Source organism: Coprococcus intestinihominis (assembly GCF_040096555.1).
Lineage (GTDB): Bacteria > Bacillota > Clostridia > Lachnospirales > Lachnospiraceae > Coprococcus_A > Coprococcus_A intestinihominis.
The window spans coordinates 1-9336 of the sequence record NZ_JBBMEK010000120.1 but is presented as its reverse complement, the minus strand read 5'-3'; the positions used below and the strand labels follow the sequence as shown (position 1 = coordinate 9336).

The following is a 9336-nucleotide window of genomic DNA, read 5'->3' as shown; positions in this document are numbered from 1 at the left end:
TATGTTGTATTTGACAAGACAGGTACAATGACACAGGGGGTATTTGAAGTAACAGGTGTGCATCACAATACATTGCCGATGAATGAAATCCTTGAGTATGCCGCATTGGCAGAGAGCTTTTCATCCCATCCGATCAGTCGCAGCCTTCAGAAGGCTTACGGCAAGGCCATTGATCAGAGCAGAGTGACGGATGTGCAGGAAGTCAGCGGTAAAGGTGTCATCGCGAAGGTAGACGGCAGAACCGTTGCTGCAGGCAATGCCAAGTTGATGGAACTGGAAGGTATTCCTTATCAGGAGTGTCACAGCGTCGGTACAGTTGTTCATATGGCAGTAGATGGTGAATATGTCGGTCATATTTTGATTGCTGATCTGCTGAAACCGCATGCAGAAGAGGCTATCAGAGCACTGAAAGTGGCCGGTATCAAGAAGACCGTTATGCTGACAGGAGATGCCAAACGTGTTGCGGACAAAGTGGCGGCGAATCTGGGGATTGATGAAGTACACAGTGAATTACTCCCGGGTGATAAGGTTGCTATGGTGGAAAAAATGCTGTCACAGAAGAATGAGAAAGAGAAACTGGCCTTTGTGGGTGACGGTATTAATGATGCACCGGTACTTTCAAGAGCAGATATCGGTATTGCGATGGGTGCTATGGGATCTGATGCAGCCATTGAAGCAGCGGATATTGTTTTGATGGATGATGATCCGCTGAAGATTGCCAAGGCTATCAGGATTGCCCGGAAGTGTATGAGAATTGTTTATGAGAATATTTATTTTGCCATCGGTGTTAAAGTCATTTGTCTGATTCTCGGTGCCTTGGGTATTGCCAACATGTGGGTTGCGATTTTTGCGGATGTAGGTGTGATGGTTATTGCCGTGCTGAATGCGATTCGTACATTGTATGTAAAGAATTTGTAAGCAATTACTTTTGCCTATATAGTGGGGATGTATGTCGTTTTACGTAAATAGGTAGTTAAAAAAGTGTTCATTGACATTGATGGGACATGCTGATATAATGATATCATATTAATCATACTAATATGATATGAAAAGTTTGCGGAGCAGACTTGCATTTTATAAAATCATAATCGGAGGTATGGACGAGAATGGATCAGCTACATGAAAAATATGAAAATTTAAAGGTGTATCTGAAATCTCTGGGCAGTGTGGCCGTGGCTTTTTCAAGCGGCGTGGATTCTACATTTTTATTAAAGGTAGCACATGATGTGCTGGGGGACAAGGCCATTGCGGTGACGGCAGCATCCTGTTCTTTCCCGGAAAGGGAGTTGAATGAAGCAAAGAAATTCTGTGCAGAAAATGACATTCAGCATATTGTTTGTGAATCAGAAGAGCTGGATATCGATGGTTTCAGACAGAATCCGAAGAATCGATGCTATCTTTGCAAACATGAGTTGTTTGAGAAGGTTTGGAATATTGCCAAAGAGAATGGGCTGAATGCGGTGGCAGAAGGTTCCAATATGGATGATAATGGAGATTACAGACCGGGTCTTGTGGCTGTCAAAGAGCTGGGGGTCAGCAGTCCCCTTCGTGCAGCAGAACTGAACAAACAGGAGATTCGTGAGTTATCAAAGGAATTGGGACTTTCCACATGGAATAAGCAGTCCTTTGCCTGCCTGTCTTCGCGTTTTGTTTATGGAGAAACCATTAATGAAGAAAAGCTTGGTATGGTGGAGAAAGCTGAACAGCTCCTGCTTGATCTGGGATTCTATCAAGTGCGTGTAAGAATCCATGACAAAATGGCAAGAATCGAAATTCTGCCGTCAGAGTTTGAAAAACTGTTGGCTGAGGGGATCCGTGAAAAAGTTTACAACTATTTCAAAGAACTTGGTTTTACATATGTAACACTGGATCTGGGCGGTTACCGCACAGGCAGTATGAACGAAATACTTCATTAGACGAAAAACGGGGCTGCATTGCAGCTCCGTTTTTCAGTCAAGGTAGACAGATAGAATTTGCGATCCGGATGCACATTAATAATGGACTTTAAGAACATCGTCTCCGATGTGAACCGGTCCTGTTTTAAGAAGTTCGACGGATTCAGCGCCGCCGGCACCGGTGATGACAACAGGGGTGACGGTTCTGCAACCGGCTGATTGAATACCTTCCAGGTCAGCTCGCAGAATCAGATCCCCTTTTTGGATTTTCTGGCCTTCTTGGACGAATACTTCCAGATGCTGGCCGTTTAATTTGACGGTATCCAAACCGACATGAAGGATCAGCTCTGTATCATTTGCAGTGTGCAGTGCGATGGCGTGATGTGTATCAAAAACCATGGCAACGCTACAGTCAAATGGTGCATAGAAACTGCCGTCAACAGGTTCGATGGCTAATCCTTCGCCGATATAACCTTCGGAGAAAACACCGTCATTGATTTCTTTGAGCGGAATGACAGTGCCGTTGCATGGAGCATAGACAATATCAGTGATGGCGTCGGCAACTGATAAATTGTCAGAATCTTTTGCCTCTGCGGAAACAGCAGGATTTGAGACTTTTGCTGAAGTTGTTGGAACTGCGGCGGAATTATCCGCTGTCGATGATGAAGCAGGAATGATCTGAGCGATATAATCCTGCAGACGGGCATGGATAACCGTGACTTCCGGGCCGTAGACAACCTGGACGCCGTCACCATTGGCCACAACAGCAGCAGCGCCTGTGGAGAGAAGCTTTTCTTTGTTGAGCTTTGAGGGCCGATGTAAAGTGACACGCAGGCGCGTCGCACAGCAGCTTAAATCGGAAATGTTCTCAAGACCGCCCAGACCGTCAAGAATCTGTTGACTTTTGTTGTCAGCGTTATTGACAGAGGTGGCATTGTCCTTTTCATGTCCCGGTGTCTGATAGTTAAATTTCAAAATCATTACCCGGAAAACGATAAAATAAACAATGAAATAAAGGATACCTACAGGAATGACATGCAGCCAGCTGGTTTTGGTATTGCCCTGGAGAATGCCGAACAGGAAGAAATCCAGGAAACCGCCGGAAAATGTCATGCCGATACCAACATTCAGCATATGCATGAGCATATAGGAGAGGCCGGCAAATGCACAGTGAATGACATATAGCGGCGGAGCGACGAATAAAAAGGCAAATTCCAGAGGCTCTGTAATTCCAGTGACAGCGGAGGAGATGGCTGCGGACAGCAAAAGGCTTCCTACAGCTTTTTTATTTTCAGGGCGGGCACAGGTATACATAGCCAGGGCAGCGCCGGGAAGACCGAACATCATCAACGGAAATTTACCGCTCATAAAACGTGTGGCTGCGACACTGAAATGTGAAGTATCAGGGCTGGCAAGTTCTGCAAAAAAGATATTCTGGGCACCTTCAATGAGCTGGCCGTTTACAAGTTCACGACCGCCGACAGCGGTTTGCCAGAAAGGCATATAGAAAACATGGTGGAGCCCAAAAGGAATCAGGGCGCGTTCCAGAAGCCCGTAGACAAAAGTGCCGCCGTATCCGGACATCAGCACCAGTTTGCCTGCATCGTTGATCAGAATCTGGATCGGCGGCCAGATATAGAACATAAGAATACCGATGCCGACATAAGTGATTGCGCTGATGATCGGGATAAAATGTGTTCCGCCAAAAAACGAAAAAACCTTGGGCAGTTCAATTTTGTAAAAACGGTTATGCAATGCAGCAACGCCAAGCCCGACAATGATGCCGCCGAAAACACCCATCTGCAGGGACGTAATGCCGACAATTTCGCTGGTTGCACCGGTGAGAAAAGAATGGCTTCGACCCGTATAAGTTATCAGACTTCCGATGGTACTGTGCATAACAAAGAAAGCAACAATACTTGAAAGTGCGGCTGTGGCTTTTTCGCTCCGGGCCATACCGATAGCAACGCCGACAGCAAAAAGAATCGGCAGATTGTCAAAAATGATCGAACCGGCACTGTTAAGCAGTGAAAACAGGATGTAAGGAGCTGTTCCGGGCCCCATGAGCCCTTTCAGGTGATAGGCGGCCAGCATGTTTGTATTGGTCAGAGAACTGCCGATGCCGAGAAAAATACCGGCGATAGGCAGAAGAGCGATGGGCAGCATAAAAGACTGACCGATACGCTGCAAAAGACTGAAGAGGTGTTTTTTCATAAAAAATCCTTTCGGGACGGTGGGATTGAACATTCTGCCCTAGATACTGGGTAGCTGAATATTTCTGATGTTTCAAGGAAGGCACGTTCGCACTGCCAACGCCTGGTAGTGGTACATAAGACCGTACAAAACACGGTCTAAGTACCAACCGGCGTTGAAGCACCTGCCTTGAAACATCAGAAATATTCAGCTTAATCCAAGGGAATAGACAGAATGTTCTATCCCACCTGTCTGTGAATGTCAGAGGTATTGTTTGTAAAAATAGTTTATGTAAAAACATCCGTGAGTGATAGCGATCATGTAGATGTTATATTTGATAAATTATTTTTTCTATATTTATGATAACACACATTTGTATAATAGGGATAAAAAGTTGTTGGCAGCTTGTGTGTATTTCTGGTGTTTTATGTGATATTCGGATATAATAGATGGTATAGAATAATCGGCTTCAAGCGGGGAAGGGTGGAGTCGGGATGTGAATTGATGATGTATGATGAGAAACGAACTGGGGGCGCAGGTATGGTAGAGAAGGAAGAGTTTTATTTGAATTCAACGAACGGGGTGAATAAGCTTCATGTGATCTCGTGGCATCCGTTGGAGGAGATCAGGGCGATTGTTCAGATTTCCCATGGCATGTGTGAATATGTGGATCGTTATGACAGGTTGGCGACATTCCTGGCACAGCATGGTATGATGGTGATCGGCAATGATCATCTGGGCCATGGGGAGACGGCGAAGGGTGAAGAGGAACTGGGATATTTTCCGAAGGCAAAGGGCTCTGAGACAGTCGTGGATGACTTATATAAGGTAACGAAGTCGATCCGTGCAAGATATCCGAGAATACCGTATTTCCTTCTGGGGCATAGTATGGGATCTTTTATGGCCAGAAGATATCTGATGACTTATGGCAGCCAGCTGGATGGTGCGATACTGATGGGGACGGGTTCACAGCCGCCGGCACTGCTGAGTGCGGCGAAGACCACAGCCAACAGCCTGAGTGTTGTCAGAGGTGAACATCACCGAAGTCAGCTGATGATGAAAATGGCATTTGGCTCATATAATAAACAGTATCCGTCTGTCAGAACAGAGTATGACTGGCTGTCCCGGAATGATGCGAATGTTGACACTTATCTTGAGGATCCGTATTGCGGTTTTATGTTTACATTGAACGGTTATAAAGTTTTATTTGATGTGTTGAGCTTTATTCAGGAGCCGGCCCATATCAGCAAACTGCCGAAAGAAGTGCCGCTTTTATTTGTGGCGGGAAGTGATGATCCTGTGGGACATTTCGGTAAGGACGTGCCGGAAATCTGCAGAACTTACCGTGAGGCAGGGGTTAAGAATGTCGAAATGAAGATTTATCCCGGAGACAGACATGAAATACTCAATGAACTTGATTATGAACAGGTACAGATGGACATACTTTCCTTTATAGAAAAGCGTCTTGAGGCGCTGGAGGCATGACAGGAGGAGTAGAAATGACATTTGAACGTATAGACATGGAACAGTGGCCGCGTCGGGAACACTATCGATATTATAATGAACAGATCCGCACCAGTTATGAGATGAATGTGGAGTTGGATGTGACGAAGTTGAGGAAACGCTGCCGGAAAAAGGGGATTCATTTTTATCCGGCGATGATGTATGCCATTATGTACAGCATTAACCATCATGAGAATTTCAGAATGGCCCTGGATGAAGAAGGCCATCTGGGCGTATATGATGTCTGTCATCCGTCCTACACGATTTTTCACGAAGATGATGAGACATTTTCAGATATCTGGACAGAATGGAATGAGGATTTCAGCATATTTTACAAAGATGTCTGCAGAGATATGAAGCAGTATAAGGATAGCAAAGGAATCAAAGCCAAGCCGGATCGTCCGGATGCCTTTACACCGGTATCCTGTGTACCTTGGGTTTCTTTTATATCTGTGGGACATGACACACCGGGACCGCGGCAGATGTATTTTCCGATTATTGTTTTCGGACGTTACCATGAGGTTCATGATCGCTGGATGCTGCCTTTCAGCATAATGGTCAATCATGCCGTAGCAGATGGTTATCATACTGCTATGCTGATCAACGATATACAGGAACAATGCAGTCATTGTAAAAAGTGGCTGAAGAAATAATAGAGAAGAACTGGTAGATGGGAGTTGCCCATAATCTGTCAGGTGCTGTGCGGAAATGCGGGCAAGATTATGGGTTTACACAGAATTTACGTAAATAAAGCTCAAAAAGTTGAAAATACACCCGAATGTAAATGAAATTTTACATTAATTTTACATGGAATGCCTTTAGCCTTTACATAGTCATCGTATAATCGGGAATGAATAGGGAAACTATTCATGAACAGATGGATGTTATGAAGACATGTAAAGGAGAAATTTATGAGTGTATTTGATATTTTAACGATGATTGGCGGCCTTGCCCTCTTTCTGTATGGTATGGAAGTTATGGGCAACGGTCTGTCAAAGGCGTCCGGCGGACGTATGGAACGTATTCTGGAGAAGATGACAGACAACATTTTCAAGGCTGTACTGTTAGGCGCTGGTGTAACAGCTGTCATCCAGTCATCGTCAGCCACAACGGTTATGGTTGTTGGCTTTGTTAATTCCGGTATTATGAAGCTGTCTCAGGCAGTTGGTGTTATTATGGGTGCCAATATCGGTACAACCGTGACATCATGGCTTCTGAGTCTGACAGGTATTCAGGGGGACAATTTTATTCTGACATTGATGAAGCCGTCCTCTTTTTCACCTATTCTGGCCGTAATCGGCATCGGATTTCTGATGTTTTCCAAGAATGAGAAGAAAAAGGATATAGGTACCATTATGATTGGTTTTACCGTGCTGATGTTTGGTATGGAAACCATGAGTGATGCGGTGAAACCACTGGCGGATGTGCCTGAATTTGCGAATATTCTGCTGATGTTCAAGAACCCGCTGCTGGGTATGCTGGCAGGCCTTGTCCTGACGGCAGTGATCCAGAGCTCATCGGCATCGGTCGGTATTCTGCAGTCTTTATGTGTGACAGGGGCCGTCAGCTATGGTGCAGCTATTCCTATTATTATGGGACAGAACATCGGTACATGTGTGACGGCACTGCTGTCCGGTATCGGTGCATCCAAGAATGCAAAGCGTACAGCATTTGTCCATTTGTATTTCAATATTATCGGTACGACGATTTTTATGATTGGTTTTTATGCGCTGAATGCATTTGTCCATTTCAGTTTTATCGACAATATGGCCAATCCGGCAGGTATTGCGGTCATCCACAGTGTGTTTAATATTTTTGCAACAGCTATTTTACTTCCTTTCCACAGGGGACTTGAGAAACTGGCGATCCTTACTGTCAGAACATCTGATGAAGATGAGAAGCAGTCTGTACAGCCTGCAGAGGAAGGACAGGATATGCTGCTTCTGCTGGATGATCGTTTCATTGAGAAACCGGGTTTTGCCATGGAGAATTGTTATTCCGTTACATCTCATATGGCCGAGCTTTCCAGACAGGCATTGTTTATTGCCATGGAGCTTCTGCAGAAATATGATGAGACAAAGGCAGAGAATGTTCTGAAACTGGAGAATAAAGTGGATCATTATGAGGACCGTCTGGGTACGTATCTGATTCGACTCAGCAGTCGTGATCTGTCGGAAAAAGACAGCAAGAGCCTGTCTATGCTGCTGCATTGCATCGGGGATTTAGAGCGAATTTCCGATCATGCGGTGAACATTATGGAAAAGGCCCAGGAAATGAACGAGAAAAACCTGTCATTTTCGGATAAGGGTGCTCAGGAATTGGAAGTTTATTCCAGAGCAGTGAGAGATATTATGAATATGTCTATTGAGGCATTTAAGAATGATGATATTCATTTGGCACGTCAGGTGGAACCGCTTGAGGAAGTGATCGACTACCTGAATGATGAGTTGAAGCAGCGTCATGTCAGACGACTTCGCAGCGGCGAATGTTCTGTGGAACTTGGTTTTGTTTTATCAGATATCACGATTAATTATGAGCGAGTGGCAGACCATTGTTCCAATCTGGCCGTTGACCTTTTGAGAATCCATGAGAATGTATTTGATGTCCATGAATATCTGGAAGACCTGAAAGAAAACAAAGATGCAGCATTCCGTGAAGCCTATCAGAAGGATAAGGCAGTTTATGCGCTGCCGCAGTCATAAGGAGGACAAAAATGGCAACAATATATATTCTTGAGGATGACCTGAATATTCAGGAAATAGAGGCTTATGCTCTGAAAAACAGCGGATATCAGACAGAAGGTTTTGATAATGCCAGAGAATTTTTTAAAAAGGTGTCGGAGAGAGTGCCGAGCCTTTTGCTGTTGGATATTATGCTTCCTGATGCGGATGGACTGGACGTTTTGAGAAAGCTCCGGTCCATACCGGAGACAAAGAAGCTGCCGATTATTCTGGTGACAGCCAAGACATCAGAAATCGACAAGGTTAAAGGACTGGATGTAGGGGCAGATGACTATATTACCAAACCCTTTGGTATTATGGAACTGATTTCAAGAGTCAAGGCATTGCTGAGAAGAAGTGCTTATGTGGAAGAAAAGAAATTCCTGACGCTGGGCAATGTATTTATGGATGATGAAAAGCATGCCGTATATGTCAGTGATCAGGTCTGTGAGCTGACCTATAAGGAATATGAGCTGCTGAAACTTCTGATGTCCAATGCAGAGATTGTGACTGCGAGAGATACGATCATGGAGCGTATCTGGGGCATTGATTTTGAGGGTGAATCGAGAACTTTGGATATGCATATCAAGACTTTGCGTAAAAAACTCGGTGAGGCCGGTTCTATGATCAAGACTGTTCGAAATGTCGGCTATATTATGTCGGATAAGGAGAATTAGAAGGCCATGCGCGGAAAAAAGATGAAGCACAAAATATATCTGCAGTTTTGTCTGATCGCGGCCCTGGTCATCCTTATTACCACAACCATTGTGACGGCACTGTTTTATCAGCGTTTTAAAGCACAGGTTTTCAGTGATGTGAGAACATACGCCTATGTTTTGACCAGTGTGGATACATATGATGAAGCAACGCTGATTCAGGAAGTGCATCAGCTGGATAATCTTCGTGTCACGATTATCGACAAAGAAGGCAAAGTCCTTTTGGATACCAATGCGGATATCGGCGGCATGGAAAACCACAGCAACCGTGAGGAGATCAAGGCGGCGTTTGAAACAGGTGAAGGTCAG

Annotated in this window: 7 protein-coding genes and 1 pseudogene; 7 read left to right on the top strand and 1 reads right to left on the bottom strand. The window is 44.8% G+C overall.

What is annotated here, in order from left to right; all coding sequences use genetic code 11:
• A partial coding sequence (locus WMO25_RS10180; RefSeq protein ID WP_349085212.1) for an HAD-IC family P-type ATPase occupies positions 1-918 on the top strand: 918 nt, incomplete at its 5' end.
• Positions 919-1106: 188 nt separating this feature from the next.
• Positions 1107-1916 carry an ATP-dependent sacrificial sulfur transferase LarE gene (larE, locus tag WMO25_RS10175; protein WP_349085211.1) on the top strand — a complete coding sequence of 270 codons (810 nt, stop codon included), beginning with the start codon at positions 1107-1109 and terminating at the stop codon, positions 1914-1916.
• 75 nt (positions 1917-1991) lie between these two features.
• Here the strand turns inward: larE and WMO25_RS10170 are convergent, their stop codons facing one another.
• Positions 1992-4109, bottom strand: a complete 2118-nt coding sequence (locus WMO25_RS10170) for a PTS sugar transporter subunit IIABC (RefSeq protein WP_349085209.1) — start codon at positions 4107-4109, stop codon at positions 1992-1994.
• A gap of 483 nt (positions 4110-4592) precedes the next feature.
• Here WMO25_RS10170 and WMO25_RS10165 point away from each other — a divergent pair, with 483 nt between their 5' ends.
• The 5 genes and pseudogenes from WMO25_RS10165 to WMO25_RS10145 form a co-directional block, all read left to right on the top strand.
• A complete protein-coding gene (locus WMO25_RS10165; protein WP_349085207.1) occupies positions 4593-5573 on the top strand; it encodes an alpha/beta fold hydrolase in 981 nt (326 codons plus the stop codon).
• Between the two features lie 14 nt (positions 5574-5587).
• Positions 5588-6244: a CatA-like O-acetyltransferase gene (locus WMO25_RS10160; protein WP_349085205.1), complete on the top strand. Its 657-nt coding sequence runs from the start codon at positions 5588-5590 to the stop codon at positions 6242-6244.
• A 258-nt stretch (positions 6245-6502) separates the two neighbouring features.
• Positions 6503-8293 (top strand): Na/Pi cotransporter family protein, encoded by a 1791-nt coding sequence (locus WMO25_RS10155; protein ID WP_349085204.1) that lies wholly within the window; start codon positions 6503-6505, stop codon positions 8291-8293.
• An 11-nt stretch (positions 8294-8304) separates the two neighbouring features.
• A complete protein-coding gene (locus WMO25_RS10150) occupies positions 8305-8988 on the top strand; it encodes a response regulator transcription factor (protein ID WP_349085202.1) in 684 nt (227 codons plus the stop codon).
• A 6-nt stretch (positions 8989-8994) separates the two neighbouring features.
• A pseudogene (locus WMO25_RS10145) lies at positions 8995-9336 on the top strand (two-component sensor histidine kinase); the annotation flags it as partial.

Bases quoted from the DNA above. Each gene is read 5' to 3' on its own strand.
- larE (WP_349085211.1), top strand. From the start codon at position 1,107: ATGGATCAGCTACATGAAAAATATGAAAATTTAAAGGTGTATCTGAAA.
- WMO25_RS10170 (WP_349085209.1), bottom strand. From the start codon at position 4,109: ATGAAAAAACACCTCTTCAGTCTTTTGCAGCGTATCGGTCAGTCTTTT.
- WMO25_RS10165 (WP_349085207.1), top strand. From the start codon at position 4,593: ATGATGTATGATGAGAAACGAACTGGGGGCGCAGGTATGGTAGAGAAG.
- WMO25_RS10160 (WP_349085205.1), top strand. From the start codon at position 5,588: ATGACATTTGAACGTATAGACATGGAACAGTGGCCGCGTCGGGAACAC.
- WMO25_RS10155 (WP_349085204.1), top strand. From the start codon at position 6,503: ATGAGTGTATTTGATATTTTAACGATGATTGGCGGCCTTGCCCTCTTT.
- WMO25_RS10150 (WP_349085202.1), top strand. From the start codon at position 8,305: ATGGCAACAATATATATTCTTGAGGATGACCTGAATATTCAGGAAATA.